We start from the raw sequence: 22,150 nt of genomic DNA, 5'->3' as shown, positions 1-22,150 counted from the left end.
TCAAAAAATTTATATTAATCATTCAGAATGTACACCAAAATTTATTATTTATCAATCCTGTTTATTTTATCAGCTTTTACGGGATTTGCCCAGCAGACCGCTACTGTTATTTCAGCTCCATCGGGTGAGGAATATGTTAAGATTAATCCCAACGGCACAACAGTCATTCCAAATGGCCGGTACATTAGCCCGGCCGGTAAATCATACATCGTTGCTCCGCACCCCTATGGATTAGTTCTGAGCAATGACGGAAACATTGCGATTACTGCTAATTCCGGAACCAGCCCTCTGTCTATAAGTATCCTTAAAAATATTCAGTCGCAAAACCCTGAAATCATTCAGATACCTGAATCACCTAAAGGAGATAAAGGAGTTATTGAATCTGTATTTATGGGATTGGCAATCTCTCCTGATAACAAAAGGGTTTATGTTTCTGGCGGACAAACAAATAAAATATACGTTTTCGACATTATAAACGGCAAATCTTTAGGATCCATTGATTGCAGTTTCAAGAATAGTCTGGCAGATTATTCACATGGATATATCGGAGACATGGTGATGAGCCGTAACGGGCGCTATCTGTATGCCGTAGATCAGATCGGATTCAGAATGCTTAGCATTGATGTTAACTCAGGAAAGCTTATTTCTTCTACCCCGGTTGGCCGTTACCCGTTTGGAATTACACTTTCAAAAGATGAACAAACTGTTTACGTTGCAAATGTTGGGATGTATGAGTACAAATACATTAAGAAAAGAGTCAATGGGAAATGGGAAAAAACATCACTTGAAAAACCAGCATTCGCCTATGATAGTCCTGAAGCAGAGAAAGGAATTAAGAAAGGAGATCTTGAAATTCCCGGATTAGGGCCTTTGCAATCTGAGAACGCATTTTCTGTCTGGGCTGTTAATGTTAAAGATCCCCTAAGTCCATCTGTATTTTCTAAGATCAAGACCGGAAATATGGTAGGCCAGCTTGTAGAGGGAATTCCGGCAGTTGGAGGTTCAAGTCCGAATTCAATTGTTGCAGCCGGAAACTATGTATTCATAAGCAATGGAAACAATGACAACATCACAGTTCTCGACAGTAAAAATCAAAGCATAATTACTCATATCAAGCTTTCACCGGAAGCTCAGCTGAGCAAATTCAGAGGGGTAATACCCTTTGGCTTAGCCGTTTCACCGGATGAGAAGCAGGTTTATGTTGCTGAATCAGGAATTAACGCAGTAGCGGTAATCGATGTACAGAGTCTGAAGGTAATCGGGCATATCCCGACCGGATGGTTTCCGGCAAAATTAAAAGTAAGTCCGGATGGCAAAAATCTGATCATCGCCAATGCAAAGGGCTATGGAAGTGGGCCGAATGGTGGGGTAACTTTCAAAATGGGTCCTGCCGGAAGCTATATAGGGAGTTTAATGAATGGAACGGTTCAGGTTACTGCCATTCCGGATGATAATCAACTTAAAGAATCAACCCAAAAGGTTATTGAAAACAACTTCCTGATCAGAACTGAATCTGACCAGGTGTTCAGCTGGAGAAAAAATAATCCGATACCTCTTTATCCCGGTGAAAAAGAATCACCGATAAAACACATCGTATTCATATCAAAAGAAAACAGAACTTATGATGAGGTCTTCGGGCAGATAAAAAAGGGCAAAGGCGACAGTACTATTTCCCGTTATGGCAAAGGCGCCGGCTTCAGTAATAAAGACAATACGAAAACCGTGACTAATGCAACGGTAATGCCCAATCATTTAAATCTGGCAAAATCATTTTCAATAAGCGATAATTTTTATGTTGATGCCGATGTTTCAGCGGATGGTCATCGCTGGCTGGTAAACACCTACCCTAATCAATGGGTTGAAGCAACAACAGCTGCCGGATACGGAGGCAACAGGACATATAACAAAGATTCAAATGCTCCCGGAAATCTGGGGATTAACGGTTCTGCAGGTGCAATTTTTCCCGAAGATTATAACGAAGCTGGTTCGATGTGGGAACATCTGGCCCGGAATCAGGTTTCCTATTTCAATTTCGGATTCGGTGTAATGTTTGAACCTGCAGATTATAAAGATCACTATAAATATGGCGGAATCAGGCATATTGCCAATTACCCAATGCCTAAACCATTGTACTCAAGAACTTCATATACCTACCCAACTTATAATATGGCTATTCCTGATCAGTTCAGGGTTACCGTATTTGAGAAAGAATTCAAAGAGAAATGGGGAACAGGAAAAGATGTAATGCCTGCTGTTCTGACGGTGATATTACCGAATGATCATGGCGCAGGAGAACGTCCTGAAGCAGGTTATCCCTTCCGGGAAAGTTATATGGCAGACAATGACCTTGCCGTTGGCAGAATTGTTGAATTTCTGTCGCATACCCCCTATTGGAAAAACATGCTGATCGTGGTTACAGAAGACGATGCCCAGAACGGAGTAGATCATGTTGATGCTCACCGCAGTATTCTGATGGCCATTTCCCCGTATGTAAAACGGGATCATGTCAGTCATACCCATACAAGCTTTGGAAGTATATTTAAAACATTCTGGAATATACTCGGAATACCATACCTCAATCAATATGATGCTGCCGCAAATGATATGGCTGATATGTTCACCGACAAGCCAGATTTCACTCCATATAAAGCACTTCCTGCCGACAGCAGATTTTTCGATCCACAAAAAGCGCTTGATCCGCACAATGAAAAATTCGATTGGAAATCATTAAAGGAAGGGCCTGAAATGGATGATATGAATGATATGATTCGGGAAAGCAGAAAAAAGGATAAGTCAGGAAAGACACCAATCAAACTAAAAGGATTTTAATTAATTGTAATCGTATAAGAAGCAAAGAAGGTATTATCAACATCAAGAGAAATAATACCTTCTTTGTTTTTAAACTCCTGAATATCTCCTGCTTTATCTGCATAACCCAGCCAGGGCTCAATACATACAAATGGAGCTCCCGGAACGGCCCAAATGCCAAGAGAATTAAAATCCTTAAAGTTAAGTTGAACAGAATCAGTTGACCTGAAGCTTTTAAGTGCAACACTTCTGGAGTTTAACTTTTTAAAAACCAGTGCACCATCATTAAAGAGCGCCCTGTTTAAGCAAAGTTTTCTGTCTTCAGTTTCAACAGGCTCCCTCTGTCCGGTAAAGAAACCCCGGGAATTGAATAATTCCTTCTCTAATTTATCTTCCCCTTCAAACTCTATATAATAATCCTCATAAGTTTGATTTTGACTCAGTGGAACATTAAACGCAGGGTGAGCTCCCAATGAAAAAAGAATTGCTTTGGTATCAATATTGATTACTTCAAAGCAAACTTCAAGTTCAGTTTCTTTTAATCTGTAACTAACCTGAAACCTGAATTTAAAAGGATATACAGCTAATGTTTCTTCAGAAAATTCAAGTGAAAAAACAAGACTTTGAGGCAGGGACTCAATGAGCTTAAATTCAGAATGCCTTGCAAATCCATGTCTCGGCATCGGATATTCAACACCCTCTGTAAGTATCTTATTATCAGTACAATTACCAACAACAGGAAATAAATTCGGAGAATGAAATGCCCAGAAAGCCGGATTTGCCTGCCACAGATATTCTTTGTTATTGTGTTTACTCAGGATCGAGCACAGTTCTGCTCCTTTGGTATTCACACCAATTTTTAAATGTTCATTCTCAATACTGTGGATCAAAATGAAAGAGATTATTTAGGATTATTTTGCTGGGGCTTATTACGTTTTACCCAAACTTTCTTTTTATTCCCGTTTCTTCTGTTTCCAGAACCTGATGGTCGCTTAACTGCGGGATTATATGCCGGTCCTTCACCAAGTTCTGCAGGTAAGGAAATTCTTGGGATTTCCCTGCCAATCAGATTTTCAATAAATGAAAACCTTCTTTGATCCTTTTCATTCACAAAAGTAATTGCAGTACCGGTAGTTTCAGCTCGCGCAGTCCTTCCTATTCTATGGATATAATCTTCAGGATCAGGTGGGACATCGAAATTTATAACCAGACTGATACCTTCCACATCAATACCCCTGCTTAATACATCAGTACCTATAATTACGGGTAATGAGCGACTTTTAAAGGCTCTTAAAACAGTTTCTCTCTGCTCCTGTTCAAGATCTGAATGAAATGCCTCAGACTTAATTCCTTCCTTGCGCAGAGTTCTGTTCAGATCCTTCACTGTTTCCTTACGTGAACAGAATATCAGTACACTTTTATAATCACCTTCCTTTAGAATGGAACTTATCAGTTTAATCTTCTGATTATCATAAACCATATAAACCTGCTGAGATATTCCTGATGCAGGTTGTGAAATTGCGATATTGATCTGTTCAGGATCTTTTAAAATTGTGTTAGCCAGTGTCCTGATCTTTGGAGGCATTGTAGCAGAGAATAACAGGGTTTGTCGCTCTTTAGGCAGATTACTTATGATCTTTATAATATCCTCATAAAAGCCCATATCCAGCATTCTGTCTGCCTCATCCAATACAAGATATTGAACGTGACTAAGCTTTATAGCTCCTGAAGCCAGGTGTGCGATCAATCTTCCGGGAGTGGCAATAACAATGTCAACTCCATCCATCATCGCCCTGCGCTGCTGCTCATAAATCATACCATCACCACCTCCATATACTGCTATAGAGCTGATACCGGCAAAATAAGCCAGGCCTTCAACCTGCTGGTCAATCTGCTGTGCAAGTTCGCGCGTTGGAGCCAGAATCAATGCTTTGGTATATTTCTTTTCAGAAATGCTGATATGCTGCAGAACTGGTAAGAGATAGGAAGCCGTCTTACCGGTACCGGTTTGGGCACAAGCGATAAGATCTTTATGATCGAGAATAAGTGGAATTGCCTGGGATTGAATTGGGGTGGGTTTAACGTAACCCATACTTTGAAGTCCTTCAAGTAACTGAGGATCAAAATTGAAATCGCTGAATGTCAAGATGAAATATTAATATTTAAATAAATACAAAAATAGGTAAAACAATTGACAGTTGACAGTTGACAATTGATAGTTGACAATGGATAGTTGTATTTTACGACAATCTCTTAATTATCAACTATCAACTGTCAATTGTCAATTAATAATAAAATCCACTTATTAACACCACCCAATTTCTCAACAAATAACATAATTATCAAAAAATATCCTACTTTTGAATCCCGTACAAAACGATGTTTTTTATTGTATAAAGTGGCCTTAAAAGCTGTAAACAATAAAGCATTCTAAGCAAATCCTTCAGATATCATGACCAAATACATTTTTGTTACGGGCGGCGTTTCATCGTCGTTAGGAAAAGGTATTATTTCCGCTTCTCTTGCCAAACTACTTCAGGCGAGGGGTTACCGTGTGACCATTCAAAAGTTCGATCCGTATATCAATATTGATCCGGGAACTTTAAATCCTTACGAGCATGGCGAATGTTATGTTACTGAAGATGGAGCTGAAACCGATCTTGACCTTGGTCATTATGAGCGTTTCCTGAACGTACCAACCTCACAAGCAAACAATATTACTACCGGCCGTATCTACCAGAATGTAATTAACAAAGAACGTGAAGGTGCATATCTGGGTAAAACGGTTCAGGTTGTACCTCATATCACAGACGAGATCAAGCGTAATATGAAAATATTAGGCGAAACCGGCAACTTTGATATTGTTATTACTGAACTTGGAGGTACTGTTGGGGATATTGAGTCCTTACCGTTTATTGAAGCAGTTCGTCAGCTACGCTGGGAGCTTGGCTCAGGTAATTCGCTGGTTATACATCTTACACTGGTTCCTTTCCTTGCTGCGGCTGGTGAACTAAAAACCAAACCTACTCAGCACTCTGTTAAGATGCTTTTGGAATATGGTATTCAACCCGACATTCTGGTTTGCCGTACTGAGCATCATATCCCCCAGGAATTGCGTAAAAAGATTGCACTGTTCTGCAACGTCAATATCAATGCAGTGATAGAATCAATAGATGCTTCAACTATCTATGACGTTCCTTTATTGATGCTTAAAGAGCAGCTGGATAAAACGGTACTCAGTAAACTTAAACTTCCAAATAAGAATGAACCTGATCTGGAAAGCTGGAAAGAATTCCTTGGTCATCTGAAAAATCCTACGGGAGAAGTAACCATCGGATTAGTTGGTAAATATGTTGAGTTACCTGACGCATATAAATCCATAAATGAATCTTTTATACATGCCGGTGCTGAAAACGAATGTAAAGTAAAAGTCAAAAGTATTCATTCAGAAAGTATCACTGCTGATAATGTAGCCGAGAAACTAAAGGGTCTGGATGGTGTATTGGTAGCTCCGGGTTTTGGCAGCAGAGGAATAGAAGGCAAGATTGAAGCTATTAAATATGTAAGAGAGAATAATATTCCGTTCTTTGGTATTTGTTTAGGGATGCAGTGTGCTGTTATTGAATTTGCCCGCAATGTCCTTGGATTAAAAGATGCGCACAGCAGCGAAATGGATGAGAATACCAAAAATCCGGTAATCTCTATGATGGAAGAACAAAAGAAAATCAAGAACAAAGGTGGCACCATGCGTTTGGGATCTTATACCTGCGATCTTAAAAAAGGCAGTAAAGCGGCTTCTATATATGGAAAAACCAGAATTACTGAACGTCATCGCCACCGTTATGAATTTAACAATAAATACCTTGATCAGTTCGAAATGGCCGGCATGATTGCTTCAGGAATTAACCCTGAGAATAATCTTGTTGAAATTGTTGAGCTGAAGAATCATCCTTTTTTCATTGGAGGACAGTTCCACCCTGAATTAAAATCAACAGTTGATAATCCTCACCCACTTTTTGTTAACTTTGTCGCCGCTTCTTTGGCATATTCGAAAAAGAAGTAAGACATTTTAGCAATACAGATTTATAAACGGAATGGATAGAAATACCTTCACGGGCCTCTTTTTGATATTGATCATTTTAGTTGGCTCCACATATCTTATGCAGCCCTCTGATGAGGACATCAAAAGAGAAAAAGCAAAACAAACTCAGGATTCTTTAGCAAGGATAAAAAAGCCTGTTGAAGCATTGCCTGCGCAAGATACCAGCAAAACTGCTGTTATTCCGGCAATAGATTCAACCCTGATTAAAGCCGGACCGTTTGGTTCAGCACAGTCAGGAAGCAGCGAGCCCGTAGTTATTGAAAACGAATCAATAAAAGTAAAAATAAGCCGTCGCGGTGGAAGAATAGCATCGGTTGAGCTTAAAAACTTTAAAACATACTCTAAAGAACCATTGGTTATGTTTGAGGGTGAAGGCAATAAATTTGGATTGATCTTCGGTGCTGCAGGACAAAATATCAATACCAACGAGCTTTACTTTACCCCATCAGCGAATTCTTTATCAGTAAGCAAAGCTGACTCCTCTTCAGTAACAATGAGGCTTACTCATTCTGAAGGAAAGTACATCGATTATATCTACAGTCTTAAAGGCGAGGGCTATAATGTTGGTTTGACAATTGCAACCAAAGGCATGCAGGATGTAATTGCACCTACCCAAAAGAGTATAACACTTAACTGGGAAACTGTACTTAAACAAAAAGAAAAAGACCTGCCCGGTGAGCAAAGATACTCAAGCGCATACTTCAAACAGGGAGATGAGAGTATAGATCACCTTAGTTTAACTGAGTCTGAGAACAAGGAATTAAATGAAGGAAAGATTAAATGGTTTTCATTCAAACAACACTTCTTTTCAAATGTACTGATTGCAAAAAACAGTTTTGATAAGGGCGAATTAGCAGTAACAACCAGCCCTGATGCAGGTGTAGTAAAGAGCTTCGCAGCAAATATGCAGATACCGGTTCAAAGGCAGGATCAGACTGCATTTCCAATGGACTTCTATTTTGGTCCGAATCAGCTTAATATTCTTGAGAAGCAGGGTTTTGAAATTGAAAAACAGATAGATCTGGGTTATCCGCCATTGAAATATATTAACAGATGGGTGGTATTACCTGTATTTAACTTCCTTGAAGGATTTGGATGGGGCTACGGACTGATTATTCTGGTTTTAACAGTTTTACTTAAAATGGTATTACTGCCACTTACCTACAAGTCATATCTCTCAATGGCTAAGATGAGAATTCTGAAGCCTGAGATGGATGAAATTAAAGGTAAGGTAGGTGAAGATAATCCAACACTTTTACAACAGGAATACCTTAAATTATACAAGAAAGCAGGAGTTAATCCACTTGGAGGATGTTTACCAATGTTACTCCAGTTGCCAATCATCATGGCTTTCTTCTTCTTCTTCCCCAACCTGTTTGAACTGCGCGGAAGAAGCTTCCTTTGGATGGATGATCTTTCGACTTTCGATGCATTCTTTCAGTTAGGCTTCAATCTGCCATTCCTTGGAAACCACATCAGTTTAATGTGTATCCTGATGACTATTTCTACTCTTATTTATACTTATTTCAACAACCAGGTATCGGGAGCTACAGGCCAAATGAAATATATCGGATACATTACTCCCATCATTTTCTTCGGAGTATTAAACAGCTATCCTTCAGGTTTGAACTATTACTACTTCCTGGCTAACATGATGACGTTTGCTCAGCAGTATATTATCCGGATGTTTGTGAATGACGATAAGATCCATGCACAGATCCAGGAGAATAAAAAGAAACCTGAATCTGCCAAGAAGAAATCGGGTTTCCAGCAACGTATGGAAGATTATATGAGACAGCAGCAGCAAACTCAGATCCCAAAAGGCTCAGGTAAGAAGAAGTAACATCAAAAATATCCCAATAAAAAAGGCTTAACGATTTGCTCCGTTAAGCCTTTTTTGTTTAGCCGGACCAATAAAAACTAATCCCTGACAGCAGTAACCCTGGTCGGATTTTGCTCCATTGTTTCAAATACCAATTTATTATCTTTCAATTCCCTGATTAAAAACGGGAAACTTCTTTTCCTTCCATCATCAAACATCTCTGTATATCTGATCATATTACCGTCCATCCGAAAAGTGCCGTATGATAATCGCTTTCCACCCCATTCAATTAAAAGATTACTGTCTGCTGAAAAGATAATAGCAGGTTTCTCTCTTTGAAGCTCAGCATAGCCAAGACTATCAGGAGGATTGAAATTCTGAACCTTTAGATATGACCACTTACCATATAAATTTTCTTTTTTGATATTTTCTGAACAGGAAAAAAGCAAAAAAGTACAAATTATAAGCAGAGAAAAAGTTTTATGCATAAAATTCAATAGTAAATAAAATTTAAAGCCTTACAGCTAAATCAAGGGCCATTGGGCCAATAATACATCGAAAGATTAATGCTTGACTACAGCATTTTAATTCAGTTAGTTCTTAGTACTGTACACTTACAAATTCATGAAATAGTCCGTAAACGAATTAAAATCATCAAATTTAAGGTCAAAATCATCCGTTGTGCCAAAACCATAGGTCAGTAATATAAATGGCATTCCTGCTTTTCTGGTTTCCAGACAATCCCCTTCAGTATCACCAATATATATGGGACTATTCAGTTTATGCTTATCTGCAAGTAACTTAATATTATGATGTTTTGGCATCGAGTTTACTCCATGAGCCATTTCATCTGTAATGTATTCCTGCAAATCTGCCCATTTCATAAATTCTACGATCAGGTTTGCAGGACAATTGCTCACAATAAACAATTTATACTTTTCAGATAATCTGATCAAACCATCGCGAACACCTTCATAAAGTACCCCTCCCATTTGAGGCATCAGCTTTAACCGGCGTTCATTAATGGTACGATAAATCTCTTCCTGTCTTTCCTTATCCATATCCGGGAACAAATGATCCAACACTTTAGACCGTTCCCAACCCATTACATAATGTAGATCATCTCTTGTAAATGTTCTGTTAAGGTTCTCCAGCTTCGCCCCCTCATTCCAGGAAGCCAGATAAGTATCAAGTGCATCCCACAAAGTGCCATCTAAGTCGAATATTAAGCTATCAGGTTTTAACATATTCAATATCAATAAATTAAAGTTATATATAACAAAAAATGCGCTATGTTTCCAATGCGCAATTTTGTTTAATTAGTAATAAAAGTATTTCTGCTTATTGGATTCTGAATGCCTGTCTGGCAAGTAGTTTCCATTGGCCATTTTCCTTGCGCCAAATCATCAGATTGCCTACACGAATATCTGTTGGAACCCCATTATTGGTAGCTTTTCCAATAAATATATGTCTGACAACAGCATTTTTCCCACTAACATGAATAGTCTGATCAGTGGTATTTATTGCAGTAAACTTAAATGGTCCGTTAAATAGAAAATCTACAAACTGTTCTTTATTCTCAACCTTACCCGCCGAATGTCCGTAAGATAAGGCATCTGAAACCAGCATATCCAAAACTTTACGGTCAGGATTTACCACATTATTGTGAAGGGAAATGACAGCAGTTGCAACAGCCTGTTCAGACTTTGTCTGTGCATTCAATGTACTGACAGAGAGGGTTAATAATACAAAAAGACTAAGAATATTTTTCATATTGAGCTTTTTAGGGTTAATCTTCCCGGATGAGGTCATCATCCGGGAAAATATTTATATTATCAAAACCAAACCGGTTCTGACATTTACAATTCTTATTTAATGACTGGCTTGTGAAGTATTCTTTTCAGCTTCAAGATCTTCCAGAGGAGGTCTGCTTCTCCACCAGCTGGCAAGTGCAGAACCGGTAACATTCATTAATGGGCCGAAAATAGCAGGAGCTAAACCGACGGTAGCAATCTTACCCATTTGAAGTGCTAAACCAGACGCCAGACCACCATTTTGCATACCTACTTCAAAGGCTACAGTACGACGATCCTTTTCAGGCATACCTGCTGCCCATGAAACACTATAACCAAGGATATAACCGGCAGCATTATGAAGTAAGCTCGTGATAATCAATAATAAGCCTACCTGTAATAAACTATCTCGACCGGCTGCGGTAATGATAGAAATGATCACAGCAATACCAACCATCGAGATCATTGAAAGTGCACTTCCCATCCAGCTATCATCTCCTTTTACAAGTTTACGCAGTAAAATGGCACCAACCATTGGTAATATATAGAACCAGATTAACGATTTACTTAAAGCAGTAAGGAATCCGCTAAAATCAGATCCGCTTGATTTCATGTATACCAGATTTGTCAAAACAACAACTACAAAATATCCAATCAACTGAAAAATTTTCGATTTCTGACTTGCCTCATTTTTAGAGAAAAGGTTAAACATAAAGCCTGCAACAATTGGCATAATGATCATATTCAAAATATCAAGCATCATGTGCCAGAAATCAACCTGAATATACTGACCGCCTAACAATTGCATCAATAATGGAGTTACAAACGGAGAAATTATAGTTGAAATAGCCCCAATGGTAACGGCAAGAGCGAGGTTTGCGTGAGCTAAATAAGACATTACGTTTGAAGCCAAACCACTCGGAACTGTTCCGATCAAAATAATTCCGGCAGCGATTTCAGGTGGAAAATTAAAGATATGAGCAATACCAAACGCAACCATTGGCATAATAATATAATGGGCACCAACACCAATAATCACTCCTTTAGGCATCTTAATGACTCCGGTAAAATCTTCAAAACTCATTTGAGATCCCATACCAAACATGATTACCTGTAACAAAGGTACAATCATGGTTTTAAGTTGAAAATCGCCAATTGAGACAAAATACTGAGGATAAAACATGGATGCAGTTACTGCTGTAAATATCCAGATAGTATAAGAAAAGGCCTTAAAGGTTTTTGTACCTCTAACACCTATCGCAAGGGCAGTAAAAAAGAAAATCAACAATGGTCCTGCATCTGCAGAATCTCCCCTGAAGATTAAAAAAAGAGCTCCGATCAAGCAAAGCAATGCCAGGCCCAGGGACAAAGAATAAATGTTTAAATTTTTCAAAATGTTAAATGGTTTAGGTTAAAAATTATTCAGGTTGCTTACTACCAGGTTCTTTTACTCATGATAACATCAAGCTCTGCTTTAGTCATTTTCCCTTCTTCAGGATGTCTTTCCATCCATTTTAAGAAATCAAGCTTCATTTCTTCAGTCCATTGGCTATCCAATTGTCCGCTTGAATATTTTCCGGATTTAACTACTTCAAATGCATATTTATCTCTTCTGACGATGAATTCAGCCGTAGAAACTACCTGTTCTGCTAAATGAGCCGGCACAAATAAAACTCCAATTTTACCCGCAATAACAAGATCGCCCGGCATTACCATTGTTTGACCAATGCGAATTGGGGTATTCAATCCCATTAAAAGCATTTCTTCCATAAATCCCGGATGGAAATCCCTTACGTAGGCATTAAACCCTTTAATTTCTTCAAGTCCCTGAACATCACGGGCTGCACCATCAAAAATGACACCGTTACCAGACTTTACATAAATTGAAGTTGCAAGAGTACTACCAATCAGTGAACCACCAACGATCTTACTAAATCCATCAGCCACATAAACATCTCCCTTATTCAAAACAGCAATAGGCCATGAATTGGTGTTTCCTACACGACCCTGCTTTGCACCACGCTCTTTTATATTCTTTTCAACATCAGGACGATTAGGCATGTACATCGCAGTAACAGCACGGCCTGTAATAATTTCATCATTCAGGGTTTTCCATCCATGTTCAAATTGATTAACATATCCCATTACTTTCAAAACCTGCCATGCATCATCCATTCCGATCTTTTTGGCTCTTTCCAAAAGGTCATCATTAATTTTAGGTCTTCCATCAGGGAAACGCGCACCTTTCCATTCAGAGGTTAGAAAAATAAGTTCGTCTTTAGGAATTGTCTGGGCACATAAAAAGCTACTTGCCGAAATAATAACCAGGGCAGTAAGCACTAATAATTTTATTTTCATGATTTTAAGTTAATAATATAAATAAACAAAAAAGATTTATAAAACGCTTTAAACAACATTAAGGAATATTCATCTTTTAAAGATCTGAATTTCTTAATTATTCTTCACTTTCTTAGCCTTACCAGAACCTGAAGGAAGGGTAATCTTCCAGATACTGCCTTCTCTGGCATCATACTCAATTACATAAAGCTCGTTGCCAACCAATACTGCATCTGTTGGATTATTAAACGAATCCATGATTCTGGTAGTTTTAACAAAGTAATTATCACTACCCTTATCATATGTCAATTTCAGATGCAAAAGGTCTCTGCCCTCATTAGTAAATGGCTTCATCATACTTGACCTGCTACCCAATGAGTTTCTGAGTACAAATCCATCCCCTTTAAAATCACGGGATAATGCATTCTTTGTGTCGAAAACCAATCCCAGAGGGGAGCTGTGCGGAGTAAATGTACTGGTTGTTAAACCAGTATTATCACCGTCAAGTATTTTCCCGGAATGTCCGCGGTATTCATTAGCATCGGGACCAAGATTCTGAACTCCCGGAGAAAACTTCACACCTGCCGGAATCTTTGGAAATTCAGGATCATTCCTGAAATATTTTACAGTCCATGCATGTGAACTTCTGGGAATAAAAGGATCGGTATCCGGATTCGGCTGCCAATCAGGATATTGCTGAGGGTTTTCAATTCCGCTCATAACCCATGGAAATCCATAATGTTTACCTTCCCTAACCCAGAACATATCTTCATTATGATCATAGTCTGACGAATTAACCACAGCAAATAAATTCTGCTTCGCATCAAAAGCGATATCATATGCATTACGGATACCTTCAGCATAAATATATCCCATAGATTTTAGTTTTTCCAGATCATTTGGAAGCTCCAAATCTTTTGCATCAGCAGGGAACCTGAATATTTTTGCTGTCAATGCATTGTCGCGGGCATTTGGGTAAGCTCCTCTGTTATCCTGTACTTCACCATGATCAGTACGTGCCCCGGTATTCGCATAAATATATTTGCCATCGGCACTTGCTTCAAGCGCGTTCCAGCCATGATCAAAAGTTGTGGCATTTGTACCATATTCAACTGTATTAAATACTACAGTCATTTCAGGTTTTTCCACGTATGACATATCATAACGAACCATACGGCCTTTCGTACCTTTATTGTTGTTTACACTGATATTACCGCATAAAAACAGATATTTTCCTGAAAATACCGCGCCCTGTAAACGGGTAATGCCGTGATCGGCTGCACTAAACACCAGTTCAGATTCAGGATTACCCAATGTAGTTTTGATCCGGTAAACCCCACCTGAAAAATCAGTATAATAAAAAATTCCCGATTTAGGTTCAAAAAGCAATCTAACAGCCTTTGAAGCAACGGGCATATATTTTTCTATCCTGATATCCGGTCTTAATGCTTTCGGAGTATGCTGAACGGCTGCCGGTCTGCCAGATTGAGAGAAAGCAGCTGCCGAATAAATAATGATCAGACCAGGAACTAATACTGAATTAATAAATCTCTTCATTCAAAACTGTACTACTGTTGCTTACCCAATTCTCTCAGCCAGAGAATCATTTGCCAGCGTTGTTCAACTGTCAGAACTTCTTTAAATGGCGGCATATTACCCTTACCATTTGTAAGTTTCCAGAAAAGAGCACCATCTTTCTGCTTAATTACCCTCTGATCATGAAAATTAGCAGGTCTCACTCCCATAGATCCCCCGGCAGGTCCATCACCATAACCAGTATCCCCATGACATGAAAAACAATACATATTATACATCTCTTCACCTTTGGCAATATTTTCGGGAGAAACCTTGATGGAATTTTTAATAGTATCTGCCCAGGAAGGAGCCAACCAGGCTTCCTGTCTGATAGTATCAGTCAGATTGACACTACTGTATGCATTGTAATTAGTTGAAGCTGAAAGCATAAAAACACTTATCCCTCCCAGCAAGAATAATGTATAGAAACTGTATTTTTTCATCTTATTTTGGTATTTACAATTATACAGCCAATACAAGATTGGTTATCTGTACTGGCTGCAAAAAATTAAGAACAGGATTTACCTGTAATGACATTATAAATAAGCAATCGCATCCATCTCAACCAATGAATCGCCGGGAACACCTCCCTTAGCAACTGCAATGGTAGTACGAACCGGAGGTTTACTTCCAAAGCGACCCTTATAAACCTCATTCATGCCTTTATAATCAGCAATATCATTGAGGTATACAGTCACTTTTAGAACCTTTTCCATAGATGATCCGGCTTTAATCAATTCCTTTTCAAGTTCTTTAAGAACTATCTCTGTATGTGACTTAATATCGAATGGATCGGTATGGGCTCCCTTTCCTGCAATGTAAACCAGACCATTGTGAATCGTATGTCCAGAAAACAATGGAACATTCTGAAATTCAGTAATATTTCCAGCCTCTTTTTCAGGAGCCGCTTCAACCGCTTTAGCATTAGCAACCATTCCTATTCCTGTTACACCAACTACTGAAGCAAACAATTTCTTCAATACAGATCTTCTTTGTGTTTTCATTTTATTTATGTTTAATTAAATTATTATTTAACTTTTGACATTTTCCATTCACGGCCCGGATTTTCGACTCTGAAGCTCTCCATATTCCTTCTATCCTGCAGCGTGATGTAAACTGTACGTCCGTCATTTCCACCAAATGCGATATTACTTGGAAGTTTCCCAATTGTTGGAATCTCCCTCAAGAGTTTCCCCTCGGGTGAAAGTATAGCTACAGCACCTTTTCCGTGTCTTGTTATGTATAAATTCCCTTCAGCATCACAGCGCATTCCATCCATTCCGAAATCAGGGAACTCATGAATCAAACGTTTATTACTGATTTCTCCCTTTACATTCAAATCGTACTTCCAGACTTTACGCTGAATTGATTCATTAACATAGAGATACTTATTATCAGGACTCACTTCAATTCCGTTGGCGGTACCCATCGTTTCGAGTAAAGTTGATTTCCCGTCAAGATCGATACGCCAAATTCTACCTGTACCTTCTTTCCAGTTTGGATCACTGGCATATAACCTGTCCTTGCTGTCAATCGCAATATCATTAGGCTGGCTCATTTCCGGATTATGGGCAAATACACTAATCTGTTTGCTTCGCATATCTACTTTGAGAACATTATGTCTGGTATAATCAGCAACCAGCATATTTCCCTTACTGTCAAAACGAATTCCATTGCCAACACTTCCCGCTGGTAGTTCTATAAACAACCCGGCTTTACCATCAATCGTTACCTGACCAATCGTACCTTCTTTACCATAATTAACAGCATAAACTGTACCTTTTGAATCTACCGCAGGTCCTTCAGCGCCTCTGGTAAAACTATTCACAGAAGTCAATTCTACTGATTGAAACAAAGCTTTGCTTTGAGCCTGACTATAAAATGTACCTGAAGATAAAAGTAAAGTTAAAGCCAATGCCTTAAGCTCTTTTCTATTATTGAACAATAAACTACTGGTCGCCATAGTATTTGATTAAGTATATGAGTTAAAAATGCAGGCTATCCCCTATTAAATGCCTAAATATAATAATTCACTGGTAGCTAATACAGAAAGCCTAAGAATTGCAAGTTAAATTGTTACAGTATAAGGTGAGAAAGATCCTGTAACTTAAAAGGTAGTATAAATACAGGGTTCTGAAATATTTAAATTTCAGAACCCTGTATTTATATATATTATTTAAGGCTCAGAATATACTGAACCATTGCTTTTAAATCGTCATCAGATAATGCAGGATGTGGTGACATCGGAACTGCTCCCCAAACACCGCTTCCGCCGGTTTTAATCTTATTAACCAGATAATCGATATTAGCTTTGGTTTTTTCATATTTGTTTGCTACGTCTTTGTAGGATGGTCCTAAAACCTTCTCCTGAACTTTATGGCAAGCAAAACAATCAGATTTTGAAATCAGAGTTTCACCTTTTTTAAGGTCAACATTATCAGCAGCAGCGGCAGGTTTAACAGGGGCCGATTCCTTTACGGCAGCTGTTTTAGCAGGAGCAGCTTCAGGAGTTTTTGTTTCTGTAACAGGTTGACTAACTGCAGGACTTTCAGCAGGAACAGGAGCAGCAACAGCCGCACCAGTAGTGTCAGTTGTTGAAACCACTGCAGTCGTATCCGTTGTTACTACGGTAGATGAATCTGTTTCACTCGCCTTTTCAGATGAACTGTTACAAGCGATAAAAAGGGCACATACACCCAGGATAAAAATTCGTTTCATTGTTTTGATACTGTTAACTCTTGACTATACAACATTGTATACCGCAATTCTATTCAAAAAAACTCAGATTTTAAATAAAAATAGCAAATCAACTGTCAGTCAATGACATGCAGCACCTGAACTGATCCAAATAATTTTAAAAAGCAAAAGGTTCGACATAAATATCGAACCTCTGTAATTAGACCAGCACCTGAGCTAAGAGCCTTAATTCAATTTACTAAAAACAAGTTCTCCTATCTTTTTACCTTCAACCAGGCCCTCTTCCATAGCTTCACGATAATGAATGCCCCCTAAAAGACGACTAAGTGCAGCTTCATTTGCAGCCTCTCTAACATTTTTAAATGTTCTGTCAGGCCATCCCCAGCGTCTTTCAGTAGAATCAACAAAAGCTGTATTCTCACCATAAATATTTGTCAGAATTGTAGCAGCAGAACTCGAAATGATTGAATGCCCGCTGGTATACTCGGGAAATGGCGGCGTTTGAAGATAAGGTTTCCATGCATTATCAATAAATTGATTGATATACGTTTCCGGTCTTAAAAGATCATATGTAAATTTTGTATTCCAGCATGCAATAAATGCATCCATTATGCCAATTGAAACACCTGCATATGAATATACTGTTTTATCAAAATCTGCCTTCTGATTTTTACTTACAATACCTGTTATACCCATCCAGTGGCCTCCGGGTGTCATAGCTTTTGTAGCAAACATCACATGACCTGAAACATTGACCTTAAAACCATTACAGTCCCAAAAATCTGCAATTGCTTTTTGCTGGTCTGTTAATTTGAGTCCGGTTTGATATACTTCATCAGCTAATTCATAAAACTTACTGTCTTTTGATTTACTGAAATCTGCGGGTGGTTTAGGCAAAAACTGGCTTGCTGAATCAATCAGAACAGTACGTATTTTCATCCAGTTAGGTTCTACAGCAGGCATATATGCAGGTGGAGTTGGAACCCATCTGCCTTCCCTGGTATTTACTGAATATTTAACGTCAGAGCGTGTTTTCTTATAATTATCATTCTTACTCCAATCTAAAACAGCTTTACTGTAAGCATGAGCATATTCCTGTGAATTCTCTAATATATCGTCAGGCATTCCATTATCTTTTGCCAATTGGATATGTCCATCAATAATTTTCTGAGTTGAATCTTTTGAAAAAGTTAGCTCCTTCCCTACATACATTAAAGCCATAAGTGCAGCAAACTCTTTATTAATTGGTTTATCTGAAAGTTCCGGTTTCTTAAAATCCTTGAATTTTGCACCAATCGATTTATACTTATCTGATTTAGATGAAATTACCTCATAAGCTGCCAGATTACTGTAAGCATAAATCCTGCTGGCTACCGGCGGATTAAAAATGTCATAGGTAATGACATCAGTCAATAAACCCACTGTTTTAGAATACAATTCGGGATTCGCGAAAACAATTTCATAATCCTTTTTATTCGAACAGGAAGTAAGAATGAGTGAAGAAATGAAAGCAAGTAATATTTTTTTCATACTCAATAATGTTATATGAATCTAAATTAAAAATAAGATACAGAGTTACCAAGGAAAGCAACAAAAAAACACCAAAATGTCTTTTTTAATACATCCGGAAGTTAAAACTCCCGGATGTATTTCATGAATCAGGTTGCCAATGGCGGGCCTTTAGGAACAAGCACTTTCTTACGTGCTGGTTTTGCAGTATTTTTAACAGCAGTAAATTTAGCGGTGCGATATTCTCCCATATGGATATCGCCCGACATTTTATCTACACTCACGGTACCCGAGAAATAGAATGTAATACGATCGCCCGGCCGCTGCATAGTACTGCTAAGCTTGATTAGATTACCTTCAAGTGTACCGCCTATGCTGCGTTCATCGAATTGACTTTTATGGGTACCATTAATCCAGTTACCATCCTGCTGAATATTGATGGTATGTCTGATAGTGCTGCTAAAAAACTTAACATCTACATCCCAAATACCGGATAAATTAGCTGCAGGGGCAGCCATGACATCAGATTTAGGATTACGCTTTCTGGACAATACCTCGAATACTCTGTCGGCCACAATCTTTTCTTCACCATCCTGCATATGACTTGAAACAATATCAATTGAAGTGGTTCCATCGCTCTCATCTCTTGAACCTATTGCTACTCTCGGCTTTGTACTACCCAGCTCTTCAGCAACTTCATAAGCGGTAACATGGAACTTTGCAGGATCCCAGAAAATTCTGAGTGTTGGATGCTTATTTGACAATTCTTCGGGATGTTCAATTGCTGTTTTAACACCAGGAATGTTTTGGACCCTTTTAGCCATAAAATCAAGTCTGGAAGTCCATGTTTTATATTCTGCATCATGATCCCGTTTAATCCATGTTTCTACTGCAGCCATCATACCTATCATCTCTTCTCTACCTACCTTATTATCACGACCCGGACCATGATGAGGTGAACTTGCCTGCCATGCCGACATCAGAATATCCTTTCTGCCAAGCATCAAACCAGCACACTGAGGTCCTCTTATAGCTTTACCTCCGCTATAGGCAACAAGGTCTGCACCTCGCTTAAGATGGACAGAAGGAATAGTCAGATTCTCGGCTGCTGCATCAATAAGAACCGGAATATTTTTGGGCTTAGCTACACTTGCAATTACTTCCAGCGAAAATGGCTGACCAGTAAATGAGCCGTTAACTGCATTTACATAAATCATTGCAGTTTTAGGATTAATCGCTTTTTCAAGCTCAGCTGCATTGGAAACATGAACTATCTTAACACCAATATTCCTGACAGCATGATCATAGGTGTTTCTTGAATAAAGTGGAATAATCACTTCGTTCTTATCAAAGCCGCTTAGATCCGGAATTCGAATTAACTTTTCGGGATCACCACCTGTTACACATGCGGCAGTGATATGTTTCATACCAGCAGCACAACCTGCAGAAACCATACCCCACTCAGCTTTCGTTAAATCAGCCAATCTCTGACCAATACCTTCGGCTAATTCATCATACTGCACAAAATTATGTGCAGCTGCTTCCATTGCTTCACGTACAGGAGGCAGCTCTAATGAACCTCCGATAATAGTATATGCTCCACGGCAATTTATTATCGGCTCAACTCCAATTGACCGAAAAATATTTGTTTCTGCCATGAATGCCGGCTTATTTATAATGGAAGCCGATTCAAGTCCCGCTGAGGCACTGACAGGACTGGCGACCGATTCTTTTCCAAGGACGGCTCCGCTAAGTGGAATCAAGGCAAGTCCTTTTAACACATTTCTTCGTTTCATGAGTATCTATTGATTACTGTTTTTACAGATATATTGTTAAAAAATCTAAATGAGCCCTACGGGGTTTAATCATCAAAGGCTCCATCCCGCACGTGCGGGATTAAAAACAAGAAAAATAAACAGATGAAATTTTCTTTAAAAACCTCAACTATAATTTCTTTAAAGGAATGAGACGAACAAGAATTCCTGTATCCTCAGTCATTGCATATAAGAAATGATCCGGTCCGTAAACAACTTCCCTGATACGGCCGAGATTATGCAATAATGCTTCATCATGAACAAATTTATCGTCCTTCATTACCAAACGATACAATTTTTTGGTTGCAAGTCCCCCTATAAAGATATTACCATCCCAAGCCGGATAATTAGTTCCATATACAAAATCAAAATCTGACGGCGCAATTGCATAGTGATGAATTGGAGGTTCAACACCCTCTTTAAACGGACTTTCAGAAATAATTGCGCCGCTGTATTCGAGGCTGTATGTAGCAATCGGCCATCCATAATTTGCTCCCGGTTTCAAAACATTAAGTTCATCACCCGCTAACTCACCAAATTCAACCACCATCATTCTTCCGGTTTTAGGATCGCGGCGCATACCCTGGTGCATACGATGCCCATATGAATAGATTTCAGGCAAGGCTCCCGGGGTATTAACAAACGGATTATCCTTAGGAATACTGCCATCATAATGCAACCTCATTGTTTTTCCATCAAATGCTGACAGACTTTGCGCATTATTTCTTGGACTATGGATTCCTACCGAGAAAAATACATAACCCTTATCGAAGCCAATTTTACTGCCAAACCAATCTCCATTGTTTTTAAAAGGCCCTGCCTTGTAAATTGTCTTTTCATCAAGCAGTTTGTTTCCCTGTAATCTGGCTCTCATCAGGGCGGTATAACCTCCGGTACCGGCAGCTTTTACAGGTTCTATATAGTAAGAGAGATAAACAAGGTTATTTGTTTTAAAATCAGGATGAAGCTTAATATCCCGCAGACTTGATGGGATATTACCCGTTAGCGTATCAAGTAATTTTCCACCTTTCATACGTAATATTTTACCACTTCTTTCTGCAATCAATACAGAATGATCAGGTAAAAAAGTAAGGCTCCATGCCCTCTTCAATCCTTTAGCTACGGTATCTACCATCAATACAAGTTCCTCAGTAGCTATGGCATTGCTAACTTTAGCCGGTAATGGAAAATAAGGGCTTGGCACGGCCCTGTTTATTCCATAATTTTTAAGAGGCACCACTACTTTCTTTGCAGACAAATCAAGGTTCTGTTTAGCAAACTGCCTTATATAAGCAATCAATTGCCAGCGCTTCTCCTCTGACAATGCAACCCCATAAGCAGGCATTATACCTCTTCCATTACTTAACTTCCAGAATATAGCGCCATCTTTCTGATCTGTAACCTGCTTCTTATGAAAATTGGCAGGTTCAATTTTATATCTGCCGGGCTGACCATCTCCCAATCCGTTCTGTCCGTGACAGGTAACACATAAGGTATTATATAACTTCTCTCCTTCCCTGATAAATGATGGAGTGAATGAATACGGGCTTTTTATGGTATCAGCAGATTCCGGGGCCTTCCATGGTTCCTGAATACTTTCATTTGATTTAAATGATAAGAATATTGAAACTAAAAAACTAAAAAACAGAAAATAAACAACTTTGTTATTCATATAATAAAACTATAAAACCTG

18 protein-coding genes are annotated in these 22,150 nt (G+C 38.7%); 3 read left to right on the top strand and 15 right to left on the bottom strand.

All coding sequences use genetic code 11. From position 1 onward, the window contains the following. Positions 1–27 precede the first annotated feature (27 nt). Positions 28–2,829, top strand: a complete 2,802-nt coding sequence (locus P2W72_RS10295; RefSeq protein WP_276361828.1) for a hypothetical protein — start codon at positions 28–30, stop codon at positions 2,827–2,829. On the opposite strand, the gene P2W72_RS10290 is transcribed toward P2W72_RS10295, so the two are convergent. Together P2W72_RS10290 and P2W72_RS10285 are read right to left on the bottom strand one after the other, a co-directional pair. Further along, complete coding sequence (locus P2W72_RS10290) at positions 2,826–3,698, bottom strand: aldose 1-epimerase family protein (protein WP_276361825.1); 873 nt, start codon at positions 3,696–3,698, stop codon at positions 2,826–2,828. The genes P2W72_RS10295 and P2W72_RS10290 overlap by 4 nt on opposite strands. 11 nt (positions 3,699–3,709) lie before the next feature. Beyond that, a complete protein-coding gene (locus tag P2W72_RS10285) occupies positions 3,710–4,954 on the bottom strand; it encodes a DEAD/DEAH box helicase (protein ID WP_276361822.1) in 1,245 nt (414 codons plus the stop codon). Positions 4,955–5,260: 306 nt separating this feature from the next. On the opposite strand from P2W72_RS10285, the gene P2W72_RS10280 reads away from it, so the two are divergent. Together P2W72_RS10280 and yidC are read left to right on the top strand one after the other, a co-directional pair. Beyond that, entirely contained in the window at positions 5,261–6,871 is a 1,611-nt protein-coding gene (locus tag P2W72_RS10280) for a CTP synthase (protein WP_276361820.1), read from the top strand. A 31-nt stretch (positions 6,872–6,902) separates the two neighbouring features. After that, positions 6,903–8,753, top strand: coding sequence for a membrane protein insertase YidC (yidC, locus tag P2W72_RS10275; protein WP_276361817.1), 1,851 nt, complete (start codon positions 6,903–6,905; stop codon positions 8,751–8,753). A 77-nt stretch (positions 8,754–8,830) separates the two neighbouring features. Here yidC and P2W72_RS10270 read toward each other — a convergent pair whose 3' ends face one another. The 13 genes from P2W72_RS10270 to P2W72_RS10210 form a co-directional block, all read right to left on the bottom strand. Then, complete coding sequence (locus P2W72_RS10270) at positions 8,831–9,220, bottom strand: hypothetical protein (protein WP_276361815.1); 390 nt, start codon at positions 9,218–9,220, stop codon at positions 8,831–8,833. A 126-nt stretch (positions 9,221–9,346) separates the two neighbouring features. Beyond that, on the bottom strand, positions 9,347–9,979 hold the full coding sequence (locus P2W72_RS10265) for an HAD family hydrolase (protein WP_276361812.1): 633 nt from the start codon (positions 9,977–9,979) through the stop codon (positions 9,347–9,349). 94 nt (positions 9,980–10,073) lie between these two features. Further along, on the bottom strand, positions 10,074–10,505 hold the full coding sequence (locus P2W72_RS10260; RefSeq protein ID WP_276361809.1) for a nuclear transport factor 2 family protein: 432 nt from the start codon (positions 10,503–10,505) through the stop codon (positions 10,074–10,076). A 99-nt stretch (positions 10,506–10,604) separates the two neighbouring features. Further along, complete coding sequence (locus P2W72_RS10255) at positions 10,605–11,918, bottom strand: bile acid:sodium symporter family protein (protein WP_276361806.1); 1,314 nt, start codon at positions 11,916–11,918, stop codon at positions 10,605–10,607. A 41-nt stretch (positions 11,919–11,959) separates the two neighbouring features. Next, entirely contained in the window at positions 11,960–12,883 is a 924-nt protein-coding gene (locus tag P2W72_RS10250; protein WP_276361803.1) for an RraA family protein, read from the bottom strand. A 93-nt stretch (positions 12,884–12,976) separates the two neighbouring features. Next, complete coding sequence (locus P2W72_RS10245) at positions 12,977–14,419, bottom strand: PQQ-dependent sugar dehydrogenase (RefSeq protein ID WP_276361800.1); 1,443 nt, start codon at positions 14,417–14,419, stop codon at positions 12,977–12,979. An 11-nt stretch (positions 14,420–14,430) separates the two neighbouring features. Then, positions 14,431–14,880 (bottom strand): c-type cytochrome, encoded by a 450-nt coding sequence (locus P2W72_RS10240; RefSeq protein ID WP_276361797.1) that lies wholly within the window; start codon positions 14,878–14,880, stop codon positions 14,431–14,433. 93 nt (positions 14,881–14,973) lie between these two features. Then, entirely contained in the window at positions 14,974–15,441 is a 468-nt protein-coding gene (locus P2W72_RS10235) for a RidA family protein (protein ID WP_276361794.1), read from the bottom strand. A gap of 23 nt (positions 15,442–15,464) precedes the next feature. After that, positions 15,465–16,400: an SMP-30/gluconolactonase/LRE family protein gene (locus P2W72_RS10230; RefSeq protein WP_276361791.1), complete on the bottom strand. Its 936-nt coding sequence runs from the start codon at positions 16,398–16,400 to the stop codon at positions 15,465–15,467. 209 nt (positions 16,401–16,609) lie between these two features. Then, on the bottom strand, positions 16,610–17,155 hold the full coding sequence (locus tag P2W72_RS10225; protein ID WP_276361788.1) for a c-type cytochrome: 546 nt from the start codon (positions 17,153–17,155) through the stop codon (positions 16,610–16,612). A 204-nt stretch (positions 17,156–17,359) separates the two neighbouring features. After that, on the bottom strand, positions 17,360–18,664 hold the full coding sequence (locus P2W72_RS10220; protein ID WP_276361785.1) for a vanadium-dependent haloperoxidase: 1,305 nt from the start codon (positions 18,662–18,664) through the stop codon (positions 17,360–17,362). A 128-nt stretch (positions 18,665–18,792) separates the two neighbouring features. After that, on the bottom strand, positions 18,793–20,439 hold the full coding sequence (locus P2W72_RS10215) for an aminotransferase class V-fold PLP-dependent enzyme (RefSeq protein ID WP_276361782.1): 1,647 nt from the start codon (positions 20,437–20,439) through the stop codon (positions 18,793–18,795). A gap of 148 nt (positions 20,440–20,587) precedes the next feature. Then, positions 20,588–22,129: a PQQ-dependent sugar dehydrogenase gene (locus P2W72_RS10210; RefSeq protein ID WP_276361780.1), complete on the bottom strand. Its 1,542-nt coding sequence runs from the start codon at positions 22,127–22,129 to the stop codon at positions 20,588–20,590. Between the last annotated feature and the right edge of the window lie 21 nt (positions 22,130–22,150).

It is taken from the genome of Daejeonella sp. H1SJ63, from assembly GCF_029360775.1.
In the GTDB taxonomy this organism is placed as follows: Bacteria; Bacteroidota; Bacteroidia; order Sphingobacteriales; family Sphingobacteriaceae; genus Daejeonella.
The sequence above is the reverse complement of the archived record's forward strand: the minus strand, read 5'-3'. Positions and strand labels throughout refer to the sequence as shown.

Bases quoted from the DNA above. Each gene is read 5' to 3' on its own strand.
- P2W72_RS10295 (WP_276361828.1), top strand. From the start codon at position 28: ATGTACACCAAAATTTATTATTTATCAATCCTGTTTATTTTATCAGCT.
- P2W72_RS10280 (WP_276361820.1), top strand. From the start codon at position 5,261: ATGACCAAATACATTTTTGTTACGGGCGGCGTTTCATCGTCGTTAGGA.
- yidC (WP_276361817.1), top strand. From the start codon at position 6,903: ATGGATAGAAATACCTTCACGGGCCTCTTTTTGATATTGATCATTTTA.
- P2W72_RS10270 (WP_276361815.1), bottom strand. From the start codon at position 9,220: ATGCATAAAACTTTTTCTCTGCTTATAATTTGTACTTTTTTGCTTTTT.
- P2W72_RS10265 (WP_276361812.1), bottom strand. From the start codon at position 9,979: ATGTTAAAACCTGATAGCTTAATATTCGACTTAGATGGCACTTTGTGG.
- P2W72_RS10260 (WP_276361809.1), bottom strand. From the start codon at position 10,505: ATGAAAAATATTCTTAGTCTTTTTGTATTATTAACCCTCTCTGTCAGT.
- P2W72_RS10250 (WP_276361803.1), bottom strand. From the start codon at position 12,883: ATGAAAATAAAATTATTAGTGCTTACTGCCCTGGTTATTATTTCGGCA.
- P2W72_RS10245 (WP_276361800.1), bottom strand. From the start codon at position 14,419: ATGAAGAGATTTATTAATTCAGTATTAGTTCCTGGTCTGATCATTATT.
- P2W72_RS10240 (WP_276361797.1), bottom strand. From the start codon at position 14,880: ATGAAAAAATACAGTTTCTATACATTATTCTTGCTGGGAGGGATAAGT.
- P2W72_RS10235 (WP_276361794.1), bottom strand. From the start codon at position 15,441: ATGAAAACACAAAGAAGATCTGTATTGAAGAAATTGTTTGCTTCAGTA.
- P2W72_RS10230 (WP_276361791.1), bottom strand. From the start codon at position 16,400: ATGGCGACCAGTAGTTTATTGTTCAATAATAGAAAAGAGCTTAAGGCA.
- P2W72_RS10225 (WP_276361788.1), bottom strand. From the start codon at position 17,155: ATGAAACGAATTTTTATCCTGGGTGTATGTGCCCTTTTTATCGCTTGT.
- P2W72_RS10220 (WP_276361785.1), bottom strand. From the start codon at position 18,664: ATGAAAAAAATATTACTTGCTTTCATTTCTTCACTCATTCTTACTTCC.
- P2W72_RS10215 (WP_276361782.1), bottom strand. From the start codon at position 20,439: ATGAAACGAAGAAATGTGTTAAAAGGACTTGCCTTGATTCCACTTAGC.
- P2W72_RS10210 (WP_276361780.1), bottom strand. From the start codon at position 22,129: ATGAATAACAAAGTTGTTTATTTTCTGTTTTTTAGTTTTTTAGTTTCA.